The organism is Streptomyces sp. NPDC050988, assembly GCF_044456225.1.
In the GTDB taxonomy this organism is placed as follows: Bacteria; Actinomycetota; Actinomycetes; order Streptomycetales; family Streptomycetaceae; genus Streptomyces.
Map to the genome: position 1 here is coordinate 597901 of NZ_JBITFQ010000003.1, position 20907 is coordinate 618807.

23 protein-coding genes are annotated in these 20907 nt (G+C 70.4%); 11 read left to right on the forward strand and 12 right to left on the reverse strand.

Going from position 1 to position 20907, the window contains the following annotated elements; translation table 11 throughout:
• The first annotated feature begins 174 nt into the window (after nt 1-174).
• Nucleotides 175-1050, forward strand: coding sequence for an undecaprenyl-diphosphate phosphatase (locus ACIBEI_RS10905; protein WP_398887249.1), 876 nt, complete (start codon nt 175-177; stop codon nt 1048-1050).
• 326 nt (nt 1051-1376) lie between these two features.
• On the opposite strand, the gene ACIBEI_RS10910 is transcribed toward ACIBEI_RS10905, so the two are convergent.
• Entirely contained in the window at nt 1377-1937 is a 561-nt protein-coding gene (locus ACIBEI_RS10910) for a carboxymuconolactone decarboxylase family protein (protein ID WP_398887251.1), read from the reverse strand.
• A gap of 159 nt (nt 1938-2096) precedes the next feature.
• On the opposite strand from ACIBEI_RS10910, the gene ACIBEI_RS10915 reads away from it, so the two are divergent.
• Together ACIBEI_RS10915 and ACIBEI_RS10920 are read left to right on the forward strand one after the other, a co-directional pair.
• Nucleotides 2097-2372: a winged helix-turn-helix transcriptional regulator gene (locus ACIBEI_RS10915; protein ID WP_398887412.1), complete on the forward strand. Its 276-nt coding sequence runs from the start codon at nt 2097-2099 to the stop codon at nt 2370-2372.
• A gap of 127 nt (nt 2373-2499) precedes the next feature.
• On the forward strand, nt 2500-2679 hold the full coding sequence (locus ACIBEI_RS10920) for a hypothetical protein (protein WP_055617124.1): 180 nt from the start codon (nt 2500-2502) through the stop codon (nt 2677-2679).
• A gap of 90 nt (nt 2680-2769) precedes the next feature.
• Here the strand turns inward: ACIBEI_RS10920 and ACIBEI_RS10925 are convergent, their stop codons facing one another.
• Entirely contained in the window at nt 2770-3510 is a 741-nt protein-coding gene (locus ACIBEI_RS10925; protein ID WP_398887253.1) for an SDR family NAD(P)-dependent oxidoreductase, read from the reverse strand.
• A gap of 167 nt (nt 3511-3677) precedes the next feature.
• On the opposite strand from ACIBEI_RS10925, the gene ACIBEI_RS10930 reads away from it, so the two are divergent.
• Both ACIBEI_RS10930 and lnt read left to right on the forward strand, forming a co-directional pair.
• Entirely contained in the window at nt 3678-4163 is a 486-nt protein-coding gene (locus ACIBEI_RS10930) for a nuclear transport factor 2 family protein (RefSeq protein WP_398887255.1), read from the forward strand.
• Nucleotides 4164-4282: 119 nt separating this feature from the next.
• Nucleotides 4283-5869 (forward strand): apolipoprotein N-acyltransferase, encoded by a 1587-nt coding sequence (lnt, locus tag ACIBEI_RS10935; protein WP_398887257.1) that lies wholly within the window; start codon nt 4283-4285, stop codon nt 5867-5869.
• Here lnt and ACIBEI_RS10940 read toward each other — a convergent pair.
• Nucleotides 5793-6698, reverse strand: a complete 906-nt coding sequence (locus ACIBEI_RS10940; protein ID WP_398887259.1) for a Gfo/Idh/MocA family protein — start codon at nt 6696-6698, stop codon at nt 5793-5795. The genes lnt and ACIBEI_RS10940 overlap by 77 nt on opposite strands.
• Before the next feature lie 464 nt (nt 6699-7162).
• Here ACIBEI_RS10940 and ACIBEI_RS10945 point away from each other — a divergent pair, with 464 nt between their 5' ends.
• Complete coding sequence (locus ACIBEI_RS10945) at nt 7163-7675, forward strand: DinB family protein (RefSeq protein WP_398887261.1); 513 nt, start codon at nt 7163-7165, stop codon at nt 7673-7675.
• Between the two features lie 207 nt (nt 7676-7882).
• Complete coding sequence (locus tag ACIBEI_RS10950) at nt 7883-8350, forward strand: hypothetical protein (protein ID WP_398887264.1); 468 nt, start codon at nt 7883-7885, stop codon at nt 8348-8350.
• A gap of 71 nt (nt 8351-8421) precedes the next feature.
• Here ACIBEI_RS10950 and ACIBEI_RS10955 read toward each other — a convergent pair whose 3' ends face one another.
• The 7 genes from ACIBEI_RS10955 to ACIBEI_RS10985 all read right to left on the reverse strand — a co-directional run bounded on the left by ACIBEI_RS10955 (nt 8422) and on the right by ACIBEI_RS10985 (nt 14721).
• Complete coding sequence (locus ACIBEI_RS10955) at nt 8422-8997, reverse strand: hypothetical protein (protein ID WP_398887266.1); 576 nt, start codon at nt 8995-8997, stop codon at nt 8422-8424.
• A 252-nt stretch (nt 8998-9249) separates the two neighbouring features.
• On the reverse strand, nt 9250-9933 hold the full coding sequence (locus ACIBEI_RS10960; protein ID WP_398887268.1) for a uracil-DNA glycosylase: 684 nt from the start codon (nt 9931-9933) through the stop codon (nt 9250-9252).
• Nucleotides 9934-10073: 140 nt separating this feature from the next.
• Nucleotides 10074-11654 carry an ABC transporter substrate-binding protein gene (locus ACIBEI_RS10965; RefSeq protein ID WP_398887270.1) on the reverse strand — a complete coding sequence of 527 codons (1581 nt, stop codon included), beginning with the start codon at nt 11652-11654 and terminating at the stop codon, nt 10074-10076.
• A 209-nt stretch (nt 11655-11863) separates the two neighbouring features.
• Complete coding sequence (locus tag ACIBEI_RS10970) at nt 11864-12619, reverse strand: SDR family oxidoreductase (protein WP_398887272.1); 756 nt, start codon at nt 12617-12619, stop codon at nt 11864-11866.
• Between the two features lie 17 nt (nt 12620-12636).
• Nucleotides 12637-13398, reverse strand: a complete 762-nt coding sequence (gene fabG, locus ACIBEI_RS10975; protein WP_269654777.1) for a 3-oxoacyl-ACP reductase FabG — start codon at nt 13396-13398, stop codon at nt 12637-12639.
• Between the two features lie 157 nt (nt 13399-13555).
• On the reverse strand, nt 13556-13957 hold the full coding sequence (locus tag ACIBEI_RS10980; protein WP_398887274.1) for a DUF3037 domain-containing protein: 402 nt from the start codon (nt 13955-13957) through the stop codon (nt 13556-13558).
• Nucleotides 13954-14721 (reverse strand): HipA family kinase, encoded by a 768-nt coding sequence (locus ACIBEI_RS10985; protein ID WP_398887276.1) that lies wholly within the window; start codon nt 14719-14721, stop codon nt 13954-13956. The genes ACIBEI_RS10980 and ACIBEI_RS10985 overlap by 4 nt, the downstream gene beginning before the upstream one ends.
• Before the next feature lie 51 nt (nt 14722-14772).
• Between ACIBEI_RS10985 and ACIBEI_RS10990 the strand changes: the two genes are divergently transcribed.
• Nucleotides 14773-16914 carry a prolyl oligopeptidase family serine peptidase gene (locus ACIBEI_RS10990; protein WP_398887278.1) on the forward strand — a complete coding sequence of 714 codons (2142 nt, stop codon included), beginning with the start codon at nt 14773-14775 and terminating at the stop codon, nt 16912-16914.
• Between the two features lie 99 nt (nt 16915-17013).
• On the forward strand, nt 17014-17472 hold the full coding sequence (locus ACIBEI_RS10995; RefSeq protein WP_398887280.1) for a Rieske (2Fe-2S) protein: 459 nt from the start codon (nt 17014-17016) through the stop codon (nt 17470-17472).
• On the opposite strand, the gene ACIBEI_RS11000 is transcribed toward ACIBEI_RS10995, so the two are convergent.
• Nucleotides 17459-18109: a cysteine hydrolase gene (locus ACIBEI_RS11000; protein WP_398887282.1), complete on the reverse strand. Its 651-nt coding sequence runs from the start codon at nt 18107-18109 to the stop codon at nt 17459-17461. The genes ACIBEI_RS10995 and ACIBEI_RS11000 overlap by 14 nt on opposite strands.
• Nucleotides 18110-18253: 144 nt before the next feature.
• Between ACIBEI_RS11000 and ACIBEI_RS11005 the strand changes: the two genes are divergently transcribed.
• Complete coding sequence (locus ACIBEI_RS11005; protein ID WP_398887284.1) at nt 18254-18721, forward strand: pyridoxamine 5'-phosphate oxidase family protein; 468 nt, start codon at nt 18254-18256, stop codon at nt 18719-18721.
• Nucleotides 18722-18850: 129 nt separating this feature from the next.
• On the opposite strand, the gene ACIBEI_RS11010 is transcribed toward ACIBEI_RS11005, so the two are convergent.
• Complete coding sequence (locus tag ACIBEI_RS11010; RefSeq protein ID WP_398887286.1) at nt 18851-19753, reverse strand: LysR family transcriptional regulator; 903 nt, start codon at nt 19751-19753, stop codon at nt 18851-18853.
• Nucleotides 19754-19828: 75 nt separating this feature from the next.
• On the opposite strand from ACIBEI_RS11010, the gene ACIBEI_RS11015 reads away from it, so the two are divergent.
• A complete protein-coding gene (locus ACIBEI_RS11015) occupies nt 19829-20851 on the forward strand; it encodes a DMT family transporter (RefSeq protein ID WP_398887288.1) in 1023 nt (340 codons plus the stop codon).
• Nucleotides 20852-20907 lie beyond the last annotated feature (56 nt).

The window sequence follows — 20907 nt, forward strand, 5'->3', positions numbered from 1 at the left end:
GTCAACACCCTGGTCACGGTGGCGGGGTCCGTGACGGGGAGGCCCTGTCGTCACACGCTCCCCGAGGGGCGCTACGCTGCCCCGGGCGCGCCTGATCACCGCAGACGACAACACGGCACGTCCGTCCGGCCATTCGCTCCGCTCCCGCCATCAGCACTTGGATCACGTAACTTCATGTCTTGGTTTGAATCCCTCATCCTCGGACTCGTCCAGGGGCTGACCGAGTTCCTTCCCGTCTCCTCCAGCGCGCACCTGCGGCTGACCGCGGCGTTCGCGGGCTGGGAGGACCCGGGAGCGGCCTTCACCGCGATCACCCAGATCGGTACGGAGACGGCGGTACTGATCTATTTCCGCAAGGACATCGCCCGGATCATCTCGGCGTGGTTCCGCTCGCTCACGAACAAGGCGATGCGGAGTGATCACGACGCGCAGATGGGCTGGCTCGTGATCATCGGCTCGATTCCGATCGGCGTGCTCGGCGTCACCCTCAAGGACCAGATCGAGGGGCCGTTCCGCGATCTGCGCATCACCGCGACGACGTTGATCGTGATGGGCATCATCCTCGGCGTCGCCGACCGCCTCGCGGCACGTGACGAGACGGGCGGGAAGCACCGGGCGGCGAAGGAGCGCAAGTCGCTCCAGGAGCTGAGCGTGAAGGACGGCCTGATCTACGGCGTCTGCCAGGCGATGGCCCTCGTCCCCGGCGTCTCCCGCTCCGGCGCCACCATCAGCGGCGGCCTCCTCATGGGCTACACGCGCGAGGCCGCGGCCCGCTACTCGTTCCTGCTCGCCATCCCGGCGGTCCTTGCCTCCGGCGCCTTCGAACTGAAGGACGCGAGCGAGGGCGGCCATGTCTCGTGGGGCCCCACGGTCTTCGCGACGATCATCGCTTTTCTGGTGGGTTACGCCGTAATCGCCTGGTTCATGAAGTTCATCACGACCAAAAGCTTCATGCCGTTCGTCTACTACCGCATCCTGCTCGGCATCCTGATCATCGTGCTGGTCAGCGTGGGCGCGCTGAGCCCGCACGCGGCCGAGTCGGCGGGCTGACGGCGGCCGCACTCGCAGCGCCCCCTGACATGACCGAGCCGCCCGCCTGATTCCCCCGTGGCGGGCGGCCCGCGCTCGGTGTCCAGAGGTCGGACTCGGCGGCGGCGACGTAAGTGTCCTCGGCCGCTGGACGACACCGGCTCGCGCCGGCGACGGGATTCGAACCCGTGTCTCTCTCTTGAGAGGAGAAGTAGCCGCTGCCTTCGCACCTGGACGTGAACCACCGTAGCGGGACGGGCTGTTGGGGGCACTCGATTATCCGCGGGGTGCCGCGGCTGTCCGCGGGGCTCTACGGCTGTCCGCGGGATTCGCGACCCCGGTCCCGCTCACCCCTCCGGGAACGCCCGCGCCCACGGCTCCTGTTCGATCTCCAGCCCGTTGGCCACGTACGCGATGGCGCGGTACCACCCCGCCAGGACCAGGAACTCCAGCGCTTCGAGTTCGTCGAGATGGGCCCGGAGAGCGGTCCAGACATCGTCCGACAGGCGGGCCGTGTCGTGGAGTTCGTCCACGGCCCGGAGCAGGGCCCCCTGGCGGGGCGTCCAGGCCGGATCGGCCGGGGTGGCGGTCACAGTCAGGGGAATCCGCTCCTGCCCCAGACCCGAGGCCTCGGCGTACGCGGCCATGTGGACGCCCCACTCGTAGGCGCAGCCGCAGCGGGCCGCCACCCTGGCGATGACCAACTCGCGGTCGGCGTCGGACAGGCGGCCGTGGACGAGCAGGCCCGCGCCGAGGGTCCGCATCCGGGAAGCGAGGTCGGGGTGGCGTTGCAGGACCTTGAAGAGCATCAGGGGTTCCTGGGTGACGCCGGGCGGCATCCAGCGGCGCAACTCGGCTTCGGCTTCGGGGTCGTAGGGCGGCGTGATGCCGTCGATGCGTTGCTTCATGCCTTCCGACTCTTGCGCTTCTGAAATCGAAGCGCAAGGGTGGGAACGCAAAGGAAGGCATCGGCAGTTGTCAGGCAACCGAGGAGGAGGGAAGGCGTCTTGGGCACCGCACCCCGTCCCGGCCGGCCCGTGCGCGGTTCGGCCACCGGCCGTCCCGTCATGGCCGCGCTGGACCTCCTGGGCCGCCGCTGGACGCTCCGCGTGATCTGGGAACTCCACCAGAGCGGTACGCCGATCGGCTTCCGCGACCTCCAGCGCCGTTGTGACGCCATGTCGTCCAGCGTCCTCTCCGCCCGCCTCACCGACCTCCGCGAGGCGGGCATCGCGGCGCCCACGGACGAGACGACCTGGCGCCTCACACCCCTCGGCGAGGACCTCGTGACGGCGATGGGACCCCTGCTCGACTGGTCCCACACCTGGGCCGAACAGCGGTGATACGGAACGACGGCCACCCCCTTGCCCAACCCATCAACCCTCAAACGTTTTTGGCGTGACCAACCACATACTGCATGGGTAGCCGTTTGGTAGCGCACTGTCAGTCCTTGGCCCTACGCTTGTGCGCATGTCCCCCAATTCCGTGAGCCCTGGTTCCGCGCGGTCTGCTGCCGTGCTGAATGAGCAGATCCGCGCGTTATGGATACGCGCCGGCGGTTCCCTGTCGGCCCAGGAGAGGGCCGAGTACGAACTGCTGGTCGTGCAGTGGGCCGCGGCGATACGTCATGAGGTCATCGAGGCGGCCTGATACCGGTGGCGTGAGGCTTCCTGAGCGTGCGGGCCCGCCCGGCGCCCCGCGGCACCTGCCGCGCCAACCACCCCGCCGGAGCCCTGGACCTCACCGGCCCCCTGCCACCCGCAGCACCGCTCCCGTCGCGTACGACGAATCCGGTGACAGCAGCCACGCCACGGCCGCCGCGACCTCCTCGGGATCCCCCGGCCGCCCGAGCGGAATCGACGGCGCCAGACGGGTCGGGCGGTCCGGATCCCCCATCGCCGCGTGCATCTCCGTGTCGATGAGACCCGGGGCGACGGCGTTGACGCGGATGCCGTCGGGGCCGAGTTCCTTCGAGAGGCCCACCGTCAGCGCGTCGATGGCCGCTTTGGTGGCCGCGTAGTGGACGTACTCCCCGGGACTGCCGAGCGTGGCCGCCGCCGACGACACGTTCACGATGGCGCCGGCGCCCCGGGGCGCCATGTCGCGCGCGGCCCGGCGCGAACACAGCAGCGTGCCCAGGAGGTTGACCTCCACGACGCGGCGCAGTTCGGCGGTGTCCGTGTCGGCGAGTCGTCCGAGCCGGCCGGTCACGCCCGCGTTGTTCACCAGGCCCGTCGCCGCCCCGAGCCGCTCTGCCGCCGTGTCGAAGAGCCGCTCGACATCCGCCTCGTCGGACGTGTCCGCGCGTACCGTCACGCACCGCGCCCCGGCCTCGCGCACGGCGGCCGCGGTCCGCTCGGCGGCCTCGTCGTCGCGTGCGTACCCGACCACCAGGTCGTGGCCGTCCGCCGCCAGCCGCAGGCAGGTCGCGGCACCGATCCCCCGGCTGCCACCCGTGACGACCGTGACGGGACGAGACATGCGCGCTCCTTCGTGATCCGTGATCCGTGATCCGTGATCCGTGATCCGTGATCCGTGATCACTGGTCCATGGTTCCTGACCGGGTTCGTACGTCCATACGGCGCACGACCGGTGAATATCACTGCACGCCCCTTGGCTCGGACCTCCCCGTGGCCAACACTGAGCCGATGACGCAGCGCGTGGAACTGGCTACGGTAATGGACCGGCTCGCGGTCGACGGACTGGTCACCGAGTACGCGGTGGCGGTCGACGACGGGGACTGGGAGGCGTACCGCGGACTGTTCGCGCCGGACGGGCGGGCGGACTACCGGTCGGCGGGCGGTATCGAGGGGGACGCGGGACAGATCGCCGGGTGGCTCGCGCAGACCATGGAGCTGTTCCCGATGCGGCAGCATCTGATCGTCAACCGGCGCGTGCGGTTCGGGGCACTGGAGCAGGACACGGGCGACACGGCCCGGATCCAGGCGGACTACGTCAACCCGATGCGGTTCGCGGGACAGGACGGCGGATCGACCGAGCCCGACTTCGTGTGCGGCGGCCGGTACGACTTCGGGCTGGTGCGAACGTACAACGGCTGGCGGCTGCGCGAGGTGGTCGTCCAGGAGAAGTGGCGCCGGGTCACGCAGACGCGGCAGGAGCCCGCCGCCCACTGAGCCCACGGTCGGCCTGTTCGCGCCTGCCCACCTGAGCGGATTGCCCCCTTACGTAGATCGTCCCCGTGCGCGCACACTGGAGTCACGCACTGTGCTTCGGGGGTCGAGGGAGGCGCTGCATGAAGCTGTCCGCCGCTGACTGGCGCCGACGCCTCGACTCCCCCTGGTGGCGCGGCGTCGCGGCCGCGCTCGCCGGTGCGCTGCCGATGCTGAGCTTCCCGGCGCCGTCCCTGTGGTGGTTCGCCTACGTAGCGCTGGTGCCATGGATCCTGCTCGTCCGCTCGGCTCCGACGGCCCGGCGGGCGGCGTACGACGGCTGGCTCGGCGGGCTCGGGTTCATGCTGGCCGTGCATCACTGGCTGCTGCCGAGCCTGCATGTCTTCACCCTCGTGATAGCGGCGCTGCTCGGCGCGCTCTGGGCACCGTGGGGCTGGCTGACTCGCAGGTTCCTGGCCGGTGTTCCCTCGGCGGGCCAGGTCGTCGCCGCCCTGTTCGTGCTGCCCTCCGCCTGGCTGATGGTCGAACTCGTGCGCTCCTGGGAGGGGTTGGGCGGTCCCTGGGGGCTGCTCGGTTCGAGTCAGTGGGACGTGGAGCCCGCGCTGCGGCTGGCCTCGGTGGGCGGGGTGTGGCTGCTGAGCTTCCTGCTCGTCGCCGTGAACGTCGCGGTCGCCGTCCTCGTCGCCGTACGGCAGTCCCGTGTGCCCGCGGTCGCCGGGCTGGTCGCGACGGCCGCGGCCACCTCGGCGGCCTGGGTGTGGTCGCCACGGCCGGACGTCGACGGCCGGGTCCGGATCGCCGTCGTGCAGCCCGGCGTGATCGACGGCGTCGGCGGCGCGGAGAAGCGGTTCGCGCGCGAGGAGACGCTCACCCGGCAACTGGCCGGGCAGGACGTGGACCTCGTGGTGTGGGGCGAGAGCAGCGTCGGCTTCGACCTCGCCGACCGGCCCGACCTCGCGGACCGGCTCGCCGCGCTCTCCCGCGAGGTGGACGCGGACATCCTGGTCAACGTGGACGCGCGCCGCTCCGACCGGCCCGGCATATACAAGAGTTCGGTGCTCGTGGGTCCCGAGGGCCCGACCGGCGACCGCTACGACAAGATGCGGCTCGTGCCCTTCGGCGAGTATGTTCCGGCGCGCTCCCTCCTCGGCTGGGCCACGTCCGTGGGCAAGGCAGCGGGCGAGGACCGGATACGCGGCACCGAGCAGGTGGTGATGAACGTCGGGGACGGACTGCGGATCGGCCCGATGGTCTGCTTCGAGTCGGCGTTTCCCGACATGAGCCGCCATCTCGCCCGGGACGGCGCTGATTTGCTACTCGCCCAGTCGTCTACCTCGTCGTTCCAGCAGAGCTGGGCGCCCGAGCAGCACGCGTCGCTGGCGGCGCTGCGGGCCGCCGAGACGGGCCGGCCGATGGTGCACGCGACGCTCACCGGCGTCTCCGCGGTCTACGGCCCGAGCGGGGAGCGTGTCGGCTCCTGGCTCGGCACCGATGCCAGCACCTCCGAGGTGTACGACGTACCGCTGGCACACGGTGTCACCCCGTACGCGCGCTTCGGCGAGTGGCCGGTGTACGCGGCGCTGCTGATCCTGGCCGCCCTGGGCGGCACGGAGGGTGCCCGGTCGTTGCGGGTCAGGCGGGCCGGTCCGTCACCGCACGTACCACCCGCTCGCACAGCTCATGAGTCGCCAGCGCGTCCCGGGCGCTGAGCACCTTGCCCGCGCGCACCGCGTCGAGGAACGCGAGCACGACCTGCTCGATCCCGCGCTGCCGGGCCACCGGCACCCAGTCGCCGCGCCGGCGTATCGTCGGCTGGCCCTTGTGGTCGATGACCTCGGCGAGGTTGACGACCTGACGCTTGGTGTCCTGCCCGGAGACTTCGAGGATCTCCTCGTTCGAGCCGCTCAGCCGGTTCATCACGCCAAGCGCCGTGAACCCGTCACCGGCGAGCTGGAGCACGACGTGGTGCAGCAGTCCGTTCTCGACCCGGGCCCGCACGGTCACGTCGTCGACCGGCCCCGGCGCCAGGAACCGCAGGGTGTCCACGACATGGATGAAGTCGTCGAGGATCATCGTGCGAGGCTGTTCCGGCAGGCCGATGCGGTTCTTCTGCATCAGGATCAGCTCGCGCGGGTGGTCGGCGCACTGCGCGTACCCGGGTGCGTAGCGCCGGTTGAAGCCGACGACCAGGCTGGTGTTCCGCTCCTCCGCGAGCTTCACCAGGCGTTCGGAGTCGGCGAGTTCGTACGCGATCGGCTTGTCGACATAGGTGGCCACGCCCGCTTCGAGGAGGCGGGTCACGATCTCGGGGTGCGCATGGGTGGGCGCGTGCACGAACGCCGCGTCGAGGTCCTGCGCGAGCAGCTCGGAGAGGTCGGTGTGACGCTGCCCGGCCGGCAGATGGAGGCTGTCGGCGACCCGGGTGAGGGTGGCGGGCGTCCGCGTGTGCAGATGCAGTTCGAGCCCCGGCCGGGTGGCGAGCACCGGCAGATAGGCCTTCTGCGCGATGTCTCCGAGTCCGATGCAGCCGACCTTCACAGGGGTCTCCTCCGGGGAACCGACATGTCCAGGGCGTGCTCACCCGTGTCTCCTCGGAAGCATACGGCGCCCGCGGCGGCCGCCAGTCGGCGATTCCCTCGAAACCCCGCAGGAAGAGGGCGGGTCCGGCCTTCGACGCCGCGGCGACCGCGGCATCGCTCGGGGCCGGGCCGGGAGGGCCGCACATCACATTGAGACGGGCGATCCGGACCGCCCGGCGGACGATGGCGGTCGTACGCGGCTCGCGCACCGCCGTGTACGCGACGAGGCCCGGGCCTCGCGGTTCCGTACGCGGATCGCCGATCGGCGCGACCCGGTCGGCGGGGGAGGCGGGGGGCGGGCAGAGGTTCTGCTCACCGGGATGCTGACCGGCACGGGTTCGCGGGACCCGGCACGGCACGTGCCGTCGGCGGCATGCCCAGAAAGCATTGGGCCGTCGGTCGGCCCTCCGCGATGATGCGGGCATGACGATTGAACGCAGCGGACCCGCGATCGACGCCGGCGAACGAGCCATGCTGGAGGGCTGGCTCGACTACCACCGCCAGACCCTCGCCTGGAAGTGCCAGGGCCTGGACGACGCCCAGCTCAGGACCGCCTCCGCGTCACCGTCCGAGCTCTCCCTGCTCGGGCTCGTCCGGCATATGGCGGACGTGGAGCGGAGCTGGTTCCGCAAGGTGCTGGTGGGCGACGACCCCGGCCCGATCTACTACAGCGACGAGGACCGCGACGGCGAGTTCCACCTCACCGAGGAGGACACCTGGGAGGAGGCGTACGGCACCTGGCAGCGCGAGATCGAGATCGCCCGGGAGAACGCGGCGCGCTTCGCGCTCGACGATCTGTCCGAGGGCAGGAGCAGGTTCACCGACAAGCCCTTCAACCTGCGCTGGATCTACACCCACATGATCGAGGAGTACGCGCGCCACAACGGTCACGCCGACCTGATCCGCGAGCTGATCGACGGGACCACCGGCGACTGAAGCACGTAGGTACGGGCAAGGCCGTCGGCAACCAGGCCGCCCCCTTCAGGGCGCGGGGAACTGCGCGACCAGCGCCCCCACGCACGCGCGGTCAAAACACAACCCTCACCAGGCCGCCGGAGGCTGACGCACCGGTCGTTCACCCATGCGGGGCATCCTCCGCTTGTCAGCTCCCCAAATGGGGGCGGACACAGCAGAGTTGCGCGGGTGCATCGAACCGCGACCACCGCAACGCTCCTGGTCACCGTGGCCGTCTCGGCCGTCTCCGGCTGTGTGACCGTCCAGCGACCGCTCGCTCCCGGAGCCCCGTCCGCGCCCGCTCCGGCCTCGGAACCGCGCCCGGACGGCAGGGCGGAGCCCCAGATCGTGCAGGCGCCGGCCCGGGAGGCCCTGGAGATGATCGGCCCGTCCCGGCGCCCGCCCGCCCCCGCGTCCACGCCCCGCCGTACGGCCCCTTCGGCCCCCGCCGCGGAACCGGCGGCTCCTCCCCGCCGCGCCGCCGCCGATCCGCCGCGGCACCCGGAGCCCCAGCGGCCGGAGCGCCCCGCGGTTCCCCGTCAGCCCAGGGCGACGGCTCCGGTGGGCACGGATGTGTGCGCCTTGGGCAAGCAGTACGGCGGCTGGAACCCTGACAGCCCGCAGGCGACCATCTGCAAGGACGTGTACGGACGTTGAGAGACCCGGGCGCTCGGTTCGGGGGGTGACTCACAAGCCCGGGCAACAGCGCGACACCGCCTAGGGTTCGCCTAGGGTCGCTGTCGCGGCGGCCCCAGCGAATCGCCTCCCGGTCCTCTCCCCTGCCCCGGCGTCGCTTCCGGCGCTCCGCCCGACGGCCCCTCCTCGTCGAGCCTCAGCTCCAGGCGGCCGATGCCCGCCCGGACACCGTCCCCGTACGCGTCGTCGCCGAGGACGCCCACGGTGTCGCGGGCCCGGCGCAGATGGCTGCGGGCGGCCTCGGAGCGGCCGAGGTTCGCGTAGTCGACGGCGAGGCTCAGATGCAGGGAGGGGTAGAAGGCCCGCACCGCGAGCGACTGCTGCTGCTCCACGAGCCGCGTGTCCGCGAGTGCGTCGGTGAGTGCGTCCGCCGCCGACAAGGCCCGCAAATCCCAGGCGAGTTCGTCCGAGGGGTCGTCCTGGGCGTCGGCCATGTAGTGCGCGAGTGTGCAGCGGTGCAGCGCGTCGCCGTCCTCGCCGATCTCGGCCCACAGGTCCAGGAAGCGGCCCCGGGCCTCCTCGCGGTCACCGCCGTGGAGGAGCATGGCGACCTGCCCGATCCGGGTCATCATCGCGTCCGCCGCCGCCTGCTCCTGTTGCTCAGCCACCGGATCGTCCTCCACGCTCGTCCGCCGGCCGCAGCGCCCGCGCCGGTCGTTCCGTCACCTCTCCCGACGCTAACGGCAGAGACTGACAATCGAGCTCAGGCAGCCCCGGGGGCTCCGCGCGCCACTGGGCCAGGACGGTGACGAACCGCCCACCGACCCGCCGAACCCCGTGGCGGCGGGTCGTGGCACGCGTCGTGGTGACGTGGTGACGTGTGATGTCACCCCTGGTCGGGGATCACCCCAGGTCGAGGATCACCCCAGGTCGGGGATCCGCCAGTCGATCGCGTCGTGACCCTGCTTGGCGACCGCCTCGTTGATCTGCGTGAACGGATGCGAGCCGAAGAACTTCTTCGCGGACAGCGGCGAGGGGTGGGCGCCCTTCACCACGATGTGCCGCTCCTCGTCGATGAGCGGGAGCTTCTTCTGGGCGTAGTTGCCCCACAGGACGAAGACGGCCGGGTCCGGCCGGTCGGCCACGGCCCGGATCACCGCGTCCGTGAACTTCTCCCAGCCCTTCCCCTTGTGCGAGTTGGCCTCGCCGGAGCGGACCGTCAGCACCGCGTTGAGCAGCAGGACGCCCTGCTCGGCCCACGGCATCAGATAGCCGTTGTCGGGGATCGGCGTGCCCAGCTCCGCCTGCATCTCCTTGTAGATGTTGCGCAGCGAGGGCGGGGTCCTCACACCCGGACGGACCGAGAAGCACAGGCCGTGGCCCTGGCCCTCGCCGTGGTACGGGTCCTGGCCGAGGACGAGCACCTTCACACTCTCGTACGGCGTCGCTTCCAGCGCGGCGAAGACCTCCTCGCGCGGCGGGTAGACGGGACCCTTCTCGCGCTCCTCCTCGACGAACTCGGTGAGCTCCTTGAAGTAGGGCTTCTGGAGCTCTTCGCCCAGGACGCCGCGCCAGGACTCGGGCAGCATGGCGGTGTCGGTCACGTCAACTTCCTCCGGTGTGCGCTCACTTCACGGCCGCGGAACACACGGCCGTGGATGGCCGCGCGAGGCGCGGCCACCGTCAGAGCACAGAACCTACAGGCGCCCACTGACAATCGGGCCCGAGTGCCCAAGTGCCCGCGCTACCAGCTGGTCTTCCAGTACAGCTCCCACATCGCCATCATCGTCGCCGGGTCGATGGCGTTCTCGGCGCCGCCGATCTCCTCGTTCGCGGCGACGTGCTGCTTGCCCTGCCACAGCGGCAGCAGCCGGGCGTCGTCCAGGAGGATCTGCTGGGCCTTCTCGAACTCCGCGGCCACGGCGCCGCGGTCGCTCTCCCGGCGCGAGTCGGGGATCAGCTTGCCGGTGATCTCAGGGGTGTCGTACGGCGTGCCGAGCGCGTTCTGCTCGCCCACGAAGGGAGCGATGAAGTTGTCGGCGTCCGGGAAGTCGGGGAACCAGCCGCGTCCGAAGACCGGGTACTCGCCCTTCTGGTAACCGCCGACGTACGTCTTCCACGGGCGGCTCTTGAGCGTGACCTTGAACAGGTCGGAGGCCTCCAGCTGCCGCTTCAGCTCCTCGAAGGCCGGCTTGGTCTGGGAGCCGTAGCGGTCGGTCGTGTACCAGAGGGTGAGCGGGACGGGCTCGGTGATGCCGTCCTCCTCCAGGATCTGCTTGGCCTTGGCGGAGCTGGGGTTGCCGAAGTCGTCGAAGAAGCCCGTGGTGTGTCCGACCAGGCCCTTGGGGATCATCGAGTACAGCGGCTCGACGGTGTCCTTGTAGATGTTGTGGGCGAGCGCGGGCCGGTCGACGATCTGGGCGATGGCCTTGCGGACCGAGATCTTCTTGGCCCACGGGTCCTTGGGGTTGAACACCAGGTAGCTGATCTCGGTGGTGGGGTTCTCGACGAGCTGGAGACCCTCGTTCCCACTGTTGTCCTGGATGTCCACGATGTCCGAGGCGCGCAGACCGCGGTAGATGACGTCGATCTGCTTGTCCCTGAGGGCGTCGGCCATCGCGGCCGAGTCCCGGAAGTAGCGGATGGTGACGGCGCTGTTCTTCCGGTCCGCGATGCCCTTGTAGTTGCCGTTCCTGGTGAGCTCGGCCTGCTTGCCCTCTTCGTAGGACTCCAGGCTGTACGGCCCCGAGCCGGTGACCTTGCCGTCCTTGCGGAGTTCGTTCGCGGGGTAGTCCTCGGGGTCCACGATCGACATGGCGGGCGTGGAGAGCACGAAGGGGAACGTCGCGTCGGGCTGGTTCAGATGGAAGACGACCTCCTGATCGCCCTTCGCCTCGACCCGGGAGAGGCTGCTCAGCAGACCGGCGGGGCCGCCGTTGACGTTGATCTTCTTGATCCGGTCGATGGAGTACTTGACGGACTTCGCGTCCAGGTTGTGGCCGTTGGAGAACTTCAGCCCGTCGCGCAGCTTGCAGCTGTACACGGTGCTCGCTCCGTCGGTGAACCGGCAGCTCTCCGCGGCGTCGGGTTCGGGCTCGGACGCGCCGGTGGGGAAGTTCAGGAGGGTCTGGTGGACGTTGCGGAACAGCTCCCACGAGTTGTCCCAGGAGGCCGCCGGATCCAGTGTGCTGGGCTCACTGGTCGTCCCCACGAGGATCGACTTCCCCTCGTCGGAGGAGTCCGAGGAGAATACTCCGCATCCGGCGACCAGGGATATGGACGTGATCGCCCCCATCTGACGCAGGTATCTGTCCCGCTTGAACACGCGCACGCTCCTCGATCGGCCATACCACAAGGGTGGGCGCACGATACCGCAGCGCCCGGCCGGTTGGGCCTTCACACTGGCAGGGCCCTTGATCAGCAGGTATCGCGGAAAGTGTCGGAACGGTCTCTTTCCCGGTGGCCCTCTGGACAGGCGGACGCCCGGGCGTTTTTCGGCCAAGCCGCCCGGGCGTCCGCGATCGAGATCCGTTGTCAGACTCCGGCGTTGAGGAACTTCCCGCCGTCGACCACCAGCGTCTGCCCGGTGATCCAGTCCGACTGCTCCGAGGTCAGGAAGGCGGCGGTGCCGCCGATGTCCGACGGCACTCCGAGCCGTCCGAGGGGGTAGCCCGCGGCCGCCTCCTCCTCGCGGCCCTCGTACAGGGCCTTGGCGAACTGCGTCTTGACGACGGCGGGAGCGATGGAGTTGACCCGCACCTTGGGCGCGAACTCGTGCGCCAGCTGAAGGGTCAGGTTGATCATCGCGGCCTTGCTGATGCCGTACGCCCCGATGAACGGCGAGGCCTGGACCCCCGCGAGCGAGGAGATGTTGACGATCGCGCCGCCGTTCTCGCTCTGCCACGCCTTCCAGGTCCGCTGGGCGAAGCCGAGCGCGGAGACGACGTTGGTCTCGAACACCTTGCGTGCCACGTTGAGGTCGAGGTCGGCGATCGGCCCGAACACCGGGTTCGTACCGGCGTTGTTGATCAGGAAGTCGACGCGGCCGAACGCCTCCATGGTGCGCTCGACGGCGATGGCCTGGTGGGCCTCGTCGTGGGCCTTGCCCGCGACGCCGATCACACGGTCGGCGCCGAGCTGCTCGACGGCCTCCTTGAGCGCGTCCTCGTTGCGGCCGGTGATGCACACCCGGTCGCCGCGGGCGAGCAGCGCCTCGGCGACGCCGTAGCCGATGCCGCGGCTGGCGCCGGTGATGAGGGCTACCTTGCCCGAGAGTTCCACAGCGGTCATGTTCCTGTCCCCCGGCCCTAGTTGAGCGGTCCGCCGGCCACGTACAGCACCTGGCCGGAGACGAAGCCGGCCGCGTCGCCCGTGAAGAAGGCGATCGCGTTGGCGATGTCGTCCGGGTTGCCGACGCGCTGCACCGGGATCTGGGTGGCGGCCGCGGCCTGGAACTCCTCGAAGCCCATGCCGACCCGCTCGGCGGTGGCGGCTGTCATGTCGGTGACGATGAAGCCGGGCGCGACGGCGTTCGCGGTGACGCCGAACTTGCCGAGCTCGAACGCGAGGGTCTTGGTGAAGCCCTGCAGACCGGCCTTGGCGGCCGAGTAGTTGACCTGGCCGCGGTTGCCGAGCGCCGAGGAGGAGGAGAGGTTGACGACACGGCCGAACTTGGCGTCCACCATGTACTTCTGGACGGCCCGCGTCATCAGGAAGGAGCCGCGCAGGTGCACGTTCATGACCGTGTCCCAGTCGGTCGCGCTCATCTTGAACAGCAGGTTGTCGCGGAGCACGCCCGCGTTGTTCACCAGGATGGTCGGCGCCCCGAGCTCCTCGGCGACGCGCGCCACGGCGGCCTCGACCTGCGCCTCGTCGGAGACGTCGGCGCCCACCGCGATCGCCCTGCCGCCGGCGGCGGTGATCTTCTCCACGGTGTCCTTGCACGCGGCCTCGTCGAGGTCGATCACCGCGACGGCGCGGCCCTCGGCGGCCAGTCGTACGGCGGTCGCGGCGCCGATGCCGCGCGCGGCACCGGTGACTACGGCGACGCGCTGCTCTGAGGTGGACATTGCTGGTTCTCCTCGCCCTTGGGAAGCCCTTGAAAGACCAAACCTGCGGCTCTCACGGTACGCCCCTCTGGTGAGCGACCGCTTAGTACCTTCAGCAGACGTGACGCTAGAAGCCTTGGCACCCAGTGTCAACGGCCCGCTCGGCCGGTGTGATCCATTACCTGACCAGCAGGTCGAGCAGCCGCACCGCCTCGGCGGCGGGATCCGCCGTGAGACCGGTGTGCACGGGCCCCGGCTGTACGACCGTGGAGCGGGGCGCGATCAGCCAGCGGAAGCGCCGCCCGGCGTCGTCGCGCGCGGCCTGACCCGCCGCCGCTCCCCCGGCGCAGACGCCCTCGACGGCCCGCAGAGCGGCCCGGACCCCGGCCGCGTCCGCCTCCGGGTCGAGGGCCCGCAGCTTGGTCTCGTCGAGATGGGTGTGGGCTGCCACGAAGGACTTGGCGCGGCAGTACACGAGCACGCCCGCGTTGAAGTACTCCCCGCGCTCGACGCGCGGAACGACCCGCAGCAGCGCGTACTCGTAGACATCGCGGCCGTCACGGCCGTCGCGCTCGCTCACTTCGTGCCCTCCTGGCTCGTCCGGACGCGCTCGTGAACGGTGGCGGCGCGGGCGAGCAGCGGCTCGGCGTACGCGCGCCTGAGCGCGTCCGTCGACTCGAACCCCGGCTCGTCCCGCAGCCACTCCTCCGGGATCACCGCGGTCACCTCGGCGAGCAGGTCCTCGGTGACACGGGGCGCCAACTCCGCGGCGGCGGAGGCGATGTCCGGGGCGAACGGCGCGAGTGCGTGGTCGGAGGCGTCGTACGGCTTGGCCGCGGAGGCCGCCGCGCCGGGCCAGTTGTGGTGCCAGATCATGGTGGCGCCGTGGTCGATGAGCCACAGATCGCCGTGCCACACCAGCATGTTAGGGTTCCGCCACGATCGGTCGACATTGTTGACCAGCGCGTCGAACCAGACGATTCTCCCGGCTTCTTCCGGGCTCACCTGGTGCGCGAGGGCGTCGAAGCCGATCGCCCGGGAGAGGAAATCCATCCCGAGATTCAGCCCCCCGCTCGACTTGAGCAACTCCTGCACTTCCTGGTCCGGTTCACCGAGCCCGATGACCGGATCGAGCCCGATCGTGACCAGGCCGGGTACGCGCAGGCCCAGGCGACGGGCGAGTTCACCACACACGACCTCCGCGACGAGGGTCTTCCGCCCCTGTCCGGCGCCGGTGAACTTCATGACGTACGTCCCGAGATCGTCGGCCTCGACGAGCCCCGGCAGCGAGCCGCCCTCACGCAACGGCGTGACATAGCGGGTCGCGCTGACTTCCTTGAGCATCGCCCCAGGTTACTGGGGCGTTCCCCGTCCACTCGCACGAAGGGATCACCTGTGACCGCCGAAGACCTGCCCCTGCAGCACGCCCGTACGAAACGCTTCTCCCTCGGTGTGCCGCGCGGCTTCACCGTCTCGCCGGACGGCGACCGCGTCGTCTTCCTGCGCACCGAGAGCGGCCGCTCCACGACGAGCCTGCTGTGGCTGTACGAGAACAGCGAGGAGCGGCTGCTCGCCGACCCGCTCGCGCTCGGCGACAGCGGCGAGGTCCCGGAGGCCGAGCGGATCCGCCGCGAGCGGGCGCGCGAGAGCAGCGCGGGCATCGTCTCGTACGCCACCGACACGGCCGTCCGCCTGATCGTGTTCGCCCTCTCGGGCGCCCTGTGGGCCGTACGCACGGACGAGGGCGTCCCGCGCCGGATCCCCACCCAGGGCCCGGTCGTCGCCCCGCGCCCGAGCCCCGACGGCTCCCGCATCGCGTACGTGAGCGACGGCGCCCTCCGTGTCGTACGTGTCGACGGCACGGCCGACCGCGCGCTGGCCAGGCCGGAGGGCCCGGAGATCACGTACGGACTCTCCGACCACGTCTCGGCCGAGTCACTGCACCGCACGCGGTCGTTCTGGTGGTCGCCGGAAGGGGACGCGCTGCTGGTGGTGCGGGTCGACAACTCACCGGTCCAGCAGTGGTTCATCAGCGATCCGGCGGACCCGACGCGTCCGCCACGTGCGATCCGGTACCCGGCCGCGGGCACCGCCAACGCCGAGCTGTCACTGCACGTGGTGGGCCTCGACGGCGAGCGCGTCGAGGCCCGGCTCCCCAAGGAGGCCTCCGAGGGGCATCCGGCAGGCGAGTGGACCGACCCGGCCTTCGAGTACGTAGTACACGCGGCCTGGGACGCCTCCGGACCCTCCGCCGTCGTGCAGACCAGGGACCAGCGCTCGGCGTATCTGCTCCGGATCGGTGCCTCCACGGGCCTGACCACGACGATCCATCACCTCCGGGACGCCGCCTGGCTGGAGTTCATACCCGGAACCCCGGCCGCCACCGCCACCGCCGGTCTCGTCCTCACCACCCAGGAGGGCACGCGCGGACTGCTGCTGACCGGGACGGGCGCGCGCACTCCGGAGGGCATGTACGTCCACGAACTGCTCGGCGATGGGGGTCCCCCCGCTCGAGCGAAGCCGAGAGTGGGGGAGGGTGACCGGCTCTACTTCACGGCGTCCGAGGAGCCGACGGAGACGCACGTCTGGTCGTACGCCCCGGAGAAGGGCTTCGAGCGGCTGACCGACGAACCGGGCGTGCACCGCGCCACCGTCGGGGGCGACACCGTCGTCCTGGACAGCACCACCCTCGACGGGCAGACGGTGAGGGTGCTGCGGGACGGCGGACCCGCCGGGCGGATCCGGGTGCTGGCCGAGCGGCCTGTGACCGAGCCGCGCCCCCGCTTCCTGACCCTCGGCGAGCGGGAATTGCGGGCGGCGCTGTACCTGCCGACGTCGTACGAACCGGGGTCGGGCCGGCTGCCAGTGATCGTGCATTCGTACGCGGGGCCCGGCGCGCAGAAGGTCGTGAAGGCCGCCGCCTGGCACCACGCTGTGAACCAGTGGTTCGCCGACCAGGGCTTCGCGGTGCTGTGCGTCGACGGCCGGGGCACTCCGGGTCGCGACCGGGCCTGGGAGACAGCCATCCACGGGGACCAGCTGATGCCCGTGATCGAGGACCAGGCGGACGCCGTACGCGCGGCCGCGAAGCTCTTCCCCGAACTGGACACCGGACGCGTCGCCATCCGCGGCTGGTCGTTCGGCGGCTATCTCGCGGCGGGGGCCGTACTGCACCGGCCGGACGTCTTCCACGCGGCGGTCGCGGGCGCGGCCCCGACCGATCTGCGGCTGTACGACACGCACTGGAAGGAGCGGTTCATGGGCCACCCGGACGTCCAGCCGGAGAACTACGAACGCTGCTCCCTGGTGGCCCACGCGCACAAGCTCACACGCCCCTTGATGCTCATACATGGGATGGCCGACGACAATGTGGCGCCAGCACACATGTTGCGGTTCTCGGCGGCGCTGCTCGCCGCGGGCCGGCCGCACACCGTGCTTCCGCTGCCGGGAGCCACCCACTCGGTGACACAGGAGGGCGTGATAGACACCCTGCTCAGGCTGGATCTCGATTTCATCAAGAAGTCGCTCAACTCCTGAACCGCCTGAACTGCGCGGGTGACGTACCCGTACCCCCTGTTGGATCAACACACAACTTTACAAACGCGCATCTGCACATCTGTGGAAGGGACCGCCACTATGTCCAGCGAATCGCTCAAGCCCGCGCCGGCGCTCTGTCGTCGCACCCTCCTGGCGGCACTGGGCGGGGCCGGCATCGCCGCCACGCTGACCGCCTGCGGAGGCTCCGACGACAGCTCCTCCGGCTCGTCCGGCTCCTCGGACGTCTCCGAGTCGTCGGGCTCCGGAGGGGGCGCGGCGCTGGCCAAGACCACCGACATTCCGGAGGGCGGCGGCAAGGTGTTCGCCGACCAGAAAGTGGTCGTCACACAGCCGACGGCCGGTGAGTTCAAGGCCTACTCGACGGTGTGCCCGCACCAGAAGCAGCAGGTGAACAGCGTCGCCGACGGCACCATCACCTGCCCCGCCCACGGCAGCCAGTTCAGCGCCGCGGACGGCAGCGTCAAGAAGGGGCCCGCGACCAGCGGCCTCACCGCCGCCAAGATCACCGTCAGCGGGGACTCGATCACGCTCGGCTGACCCGGCGGGGTCGCTTGAGACAGGCCAGTACCTCGTCCGTGGTGGCGACGGTGGCCACCAGCGCAAGCGTGTTGCGGATCATCGCGGGGGTGTAGTCGGAAGGCACCCCCGCGATGGCGTCGCTCGGGACGACGACGGTGTAGCCGCGGTTCACCGCGTCGAACACGGCGTTGGGCACCGCCACGTTGGCGGAGACACCGGTCACGATCAGCGTCCGGCAGCCGAGGTTGCGCAGCAGCGCGTCGACGTCGGTACCGGCGAGGGGCGAAAGACCGTGCAGGCGGCGTACGACGAGATCCTCGTCGGCGACCTCGATGGGCGGCGCGACACGTACCGCGGTGGTCCCCGACAGCTGCCGCACCGGCAGACGCTCGGCCGCACGGAACAGCCGGGCGTTGTGGTTGGCCCCCCGTCCGTCGGGACGGCGCTCCGCCACCGCGTGCATGACCTGTACGCCGCTCTCGTGGGCCGCCGAGACGAGACGGGCGACCCGGGCGAGCGCGCCCGAGGAACGGACCTCCTTGGCCAGTTCGGGCAGCGCGCTGTCCGGGCCGACGACACCCTGCTGGCACTCGACGGTCAGCAGAACCGTGGTCGCGGGGTCGAGAAGTTCGCTGAGCTGCTCGTACGACGGCATGAGGGTCCCCTGTCACGGGCGGTCCCCGGACCCTGCGCGGCCCGGTCGACCTGGTCTGCGGTGGCGGGCGAGCGTAGCCACCATTGCGCACGGACGGAAGACACTCCATGCTTTTCTGACGCCACGTCAGAAATGGGGAACCGTATGGCCGTCACTCAGCGCCGGGGCCGGAGGATCATGATGACTCCCGACGAGCTGGACGAGTTCCTGACCACCCAGCGCACCTGCCGGGTGGCGACCGTGTCGGACGACGGCGCGCCGCACGTCAGCACGCTCTGGTTCCTCTGGGACGGCAAGTCCCTCTGGCTGTACTCGATCACCCGCAGCAAGCGCTGGGCCGACCTGCGCCGCGACCCCCGCGTCGCCGTGGTCGTCGACACGGGCGAGGAGTACGACGAACTGCGGGGCGTCGAACTCTCAGGCACCGTCGAGTTCATCGGCGAGGCCCCGCGCACGGGCGAGCCCCACCCCGAACTCGACTCCGTGGAGCCCCTGTTCGCCCGCAAGAACTTCGGCCTCCCAGAAATGCCCCACGACGGCAGACACGCCTGGCTCCGCCTCACCCCAGAAGCAACAGCATCATGGGACTTCCGAAAACTCGCTGCACTGTGAGGAGGAGCGGGGGCGGCGTGCGCCCCTCAAGCGGCATGGGGTGCCGCTTCGCAAGAGTGGGGGGCGCCCCTTTAGGGGCGCGGGGAACTGCGCGACCAGCCACAACGGACCCGCACCCAAAATCCGACCCTAAGAAACCCGCACCCCCGCGGAGCGCAACGCATCCACGGCGGCCCGGATCGCCGGCCGCCGATCCGCATCGGCCCGCCACACCGCATACACATGCCGCGTGACACGCGGCCGCACCGGCACCGTCCGCACCCCGGCCGGAACGGGATCCCGCCCGAGGCGAGGCGCCACGCACACCCCGAGCCCAGCCGCGACCATCGCGAGCTGTGTGTGATGCTCCTCCGCCCGATGCGCGACGACCGGCTCGATCCCCTTGCCGCGCAACGTGAAGAGCAGCCACTCGTGGCAGAACTCCCCCTCGTCCCAGGCGATCCACTCGTCGTCGACGAAGTCCTCCAGGTCCACCTCGGAACGATCGGCGAGACGATGCCCGACAGGCAGCGCCAGATCGGTGGGGTCGTCGAGAAGTGAGGCCTTGACCAGACCGTCCGGCAGCGGCAACGGCTTGTTGTACCAGTCCAGGACGACCGCCAGATCGAGGTCACCGCGCGTCACCCAGGCGACCCCGATCTCCGGCTCCAGCTCACGCGAGCGAACCCGGAGCCCGGGATGCTCGGCACGCAGCGCGGCAAGAGCCGTGGGGAACAGCCCGCGTGCCGCCGTGGGGAACGCTGCGAGCCTCAACTCCCCCATCACCTGCCCGCGCTGCGCCTCCAGATCGGACTGGGCGAGCTCGACCTGGGACAGGATGCGCGCGGCATGGTCGGCGAGCAGCCGCCCCGCGTCGGTGAGCCGCACCCCCCGCCCGTTCTTGGCGAGTAGCTGCTGCCCGACTTCCCGCTCCAGCTTGGACATCTGCTGGGACACGGCAGAGGTCGTCACATGCAGCCCCTCGGCGGCGCCACTGACCGAGCCGTGCCGGGCCAGGGCATCGAGGGTGCGCAGGCGCTCCAGGTTCAACATGTAAGCAATACTACGAGGTACCGCGACAAAAATCTCGCTTGTGCTACGAGATCGTGATCCCCCATCGTGGTCGTCATGAGCGCCGCGACCGAGCCCCAGACCTCTCCCGCCCCCTCGTCCACCGCACCTCCGGGCTCGCTCCGCACCGCCCCGCCCCCTCGGCGTCGCCGAGCCCTCGACTGGCGCCTCCGCTTCGCCGGTCTGTCCCTGATCTGGGGATTCAGCTTCCTCCTCATCAAGGTGGGCACGAATGGCTACGCCCCCTTCCAAGTGACGTTCGGCCGCCTGCTGTTCGGAACGTTGGTACTCGCGGTCGCAATCGCCTGGAAGCGGGACCGGCTGCCGCGCGGAGCACGCACCTGGGGGCACCTGGCGGTCTCGGCCCTGCTCCTCAACGCCCTGCCGTTCTCCCTGTTCGCGTACTCCGAGCTGACGATTCCGTCCACGCTGGCGGGGATCTGCAACGCGACCTCACCCCTGTGGGGCATGGCCCTGTCGCTGGTCGCCCTCTCCGAGGACCGGCCCACCCGTCGCCGGGTCGCGGGCCTCGGCATCGGCTTCCTCGGCGTGTTGACGGTGCTCGGCGCCTGGCAGGGCTTCCACGGTCTGGACGCCGCGGGCACGGCGATGGCCCTGCTGGCGTCGCTCAGTTACCCGATCGGCTGGATCTATATCCGCCGCACACTGGCCGGCTCCAGCCATTCCAACCTCTCGCTGACCGGCGCCCAACTGCTGCTCGCGACGGCCCAACTGGCGGTCGTCACCCCGCTGTTCACGACACTGCCGACCCGCTTCCCGCTCATACCGCTGCTCGCGATCATCGCGCTGGGCACGCTCGGTACGGGCCTCGCCCTGCTCGTCCAGTACGGCCTGGTCGCCGAGGTCGGTCCGACGACGGCCCAGATGGTCACGTACTTCATCCCGGTCATCGCCACCGCCGCGGGCGTCGCGATTCTCGGTGAGTCGCTGGCCTGGTCGACACCGGTGGGCGCGGTCATCGTGCTGGCGGGCGCGGCACTCACCCAGTCCAGGCCCACAAGGCCCACAAGGCCCCGCAGGCCCCGCAGGCCCCGCAGGCCCCGCAGGCCCAAGCCTTGAGCCCACCGCGCGACCGCGCCACCGGCTCACGGACTCACCGGCTCACCGCGTCCCCG

Coding starts and splice junctions, on each gene's coding strand:
- ACIBEI_RS10905 (WP_398887249.1), top strand. CDS start 175: ATGTCTTGGTTTGAATCCCTCATCCTCGGACTCGTCCAGGGGCTGACC.
- ACIBEI_RS10910 (WP_398887251.1), bottom strand. CDS start 1,937: ATGAAGCAACGCATCGACGGCATCACGCCGCCCTACGACCCCGAAGCC.
- ACIBEI_RS10915 (WP_398887412.1), top strand. CDS start 2,097: ATGGCCGCGCTGGACCTCCTGGGCCGCCGCTGGACGCTCCGCGTGATC.
- ACIBEI_RS10920 (WP_055617124.1), top strand. CDS start 2,500: ATGTCCCCCAATTCCGTGAGCCCTGGTTCCGCGCGGTCTGCTGCCGTG.
- ACIBEI_RS10925 (WP_398887253.1), bottom strand. CDS start 3,510: ATGTCTCGTCCCGTCACGGTCGTCACGGGTGGCAGCCGGGGGATCGGT.
- ACIBEI_RS10930 (WP_398887255.1), top strand. CDS start 3,678: ATGACGCAGCGCGTGGAACTGGCTACGGTAATGGACCGGCTCGCGGTC.
- lnt (WP_398887257.1), top strand. CDS start 4,283: ATGAAGCTGTCCGCCGCTGACTGGCGCCGACGCCTCGACTCCCCCTGG.
- ACIBEI_RS10945 (WP_398887261.1), top strand. CDS start 7,163: ATGACGATTGAACGCAGCGGACCCGCGATCGACGCCGGCGAACGAGCC.
- ACIBEI_RS10970 (WP_398887272.1), bottom strand. CDS start 12,619: ATGACCGCTGTGGAACTCTCGGGCAAGGTAGCCCTCATCACCGGCGCC.
- fabG (WP_269654777.1), bottom strand. CDS start 13,398: ATGTCCACCTCAGAGCAGCGCGTCGCCGTAGTCACCGGTGCCGCGCGC.
- ACIBEI_RS10985 (WP_398887276.1), bottom strand. CDS start 14,721: ATGCTCAAGGAAGTCAGCGCGACCCGCTATGTCACGCCGTTGCGTGAG.
- ACIBEI_RS10995 (WP_398887280.1), top strand. CDS start 17,014: ATGTCCAGCGAATCGCTCAAGCCCGCGCCGGCGCTCTGTCGTCGCACC.
- ACIBEI_RS11000 (WP_398887282.1), bottom strand. CDS start 18,109: ATGCCGTCGTACGAGCAGCTCAGCGAACTTCTCGACCCCGCGACCACG.
- ACIBEI_RS11005 (WP_398887284.1), top strand. CDS start 18,254: ATGGCCGTCACTCAGCGCCGGGGCCGGAGGATCATGATGACTCCCGAC.
- ACIBEI_RS11010 (WP_398887286.1), bottom strand. CDS start 19,753: ATGTTGAACCTGGAGCGCCTGCGCACCCTCGATGCCCTGGCCCGGCAC.
- ACIBEI_RS11015 (WP_398887288.1), top strand. CDS start 19,829: ATGAGCGCCGCGACCGAGCCCCAGACCTCTCCCGCCCCCTCGTCCACC.